General features: G+C 36.7%; 1 protein-coding gene. It reads left to right on the top strand.

Annotated elements, in window-relative coordinates:
- Positions 1-12: 12 nt before the first annotated feature.
- Positions 13-1,198 (top strand): IS1182 family transposase (locus tag MLOOGBEN_RS28785; protein WP_179161665.1); only part of this gene is annotated, 1,186 nt, incomplete at its 3' end.

Raw genomic sequence — 1,198 nt, 5'->3', positions numbered from 1 at the left:
ACGGTGGATTAAATGTTTAAGCCGAAAAAAGAGATACAAAATGAAGCAGAATTTGTTTTTATTGATGATTTGGTGCCTCAAGATCATCTTCTGAGAAAAGTTGATAAATACATAGACTTTTCTTTTATTGGTGAAAAGGTCCGTCCGTATTACTCAGAAAAAAACGGGCGTCCTTCGGATCCTATTCAACTTTTCAAGATGATGTTTATAGGATATTTTTATGGCATTCGTTCTGAACGACAATTAGAACGCGAAATTCAGACAAATGTAGCATATCGATGGTTCCTAGGACTAAAACTAAATGATTCGGTCCCCCATCATTCAACGATCAGCTGGAATCGTCAAAACCGTTTTAAGGATACAAATATATTTCAGGAGATTTTTGATGAGATTGTCTTTAAAGCAATTAACCATAAGATGGTAGGCGGAAGAGTTTTATTTTCCGATTCCACACATCTTAAAGCGAATGCAAACAAAAATAAATTCACTAGAGTTGAAGTGGAAGTTGAAACACGCGAATACGTTGATGAATTAAACAATTCTATTGAGGAAGACAGGAGAAACCATGGAAAAAAGCCTCTGAAAGAAAAAGAGGAGGTGAATGAGAAAAAGGAAATACGCCAAAGTACGACTGATCCTGAATGTGGATTTATGTCACGTGATAATAAACAGGAAATGTTTTGTTATCTTGATCACAGGACTACAGATATGAAGTTCAACATAATAACGGATGCTTATGTTACACCTGGAAATGTTCATGATTCTGTCCCCTATCTATCACGGTTAGACCGTCAGGTCGAACGTTTTGGTTTTAAAGTTGAAGCTGTAGCATTAGATTCCGGTTATCTGACGAATCCCATTTGTAAGGGACTTCATGACCGTAAAGTTTTTGGGGTTATTGCCCATAGAAGATATCAACCAACAAAAGGTTTATTTCCTAAATGGAAGTTTACGTATGATCAAGAGCGAGACTTGTATGTTTGCCCAAATGGACAGGAGTTACAATATCGTACCACTACAAGAGAAGGCTATCGGGAATATAAATCTAATCCTAAAAAGTGTATCGACTGTCCACTCCTCCAGGAGTGTACAAAATCTCAAAATAAAACAAAAGTGGTTACCAGACATGTTTGGGAGGAACATAAAGAGAAGGTTCGACTTAACCGACTTTCGAAGTCCGGTAAAATACTTTACAAAT

Origin of the sequence: Bacillus sp. EB106-08-02-XG196 (genome assembly GCF_013396335.1) — a bacterium.
Taxonomy (GTDB): domain Bacteria; phylum Bacillota; class Bacilli; order Bacillales; family Cytobacillaceae; genus Neobacillus.
The sequence above is the reverse complement of the archived record's forward strand: the minus strand, read 5'-3'. Positions and strand labels throughout refer to the sequence as shown.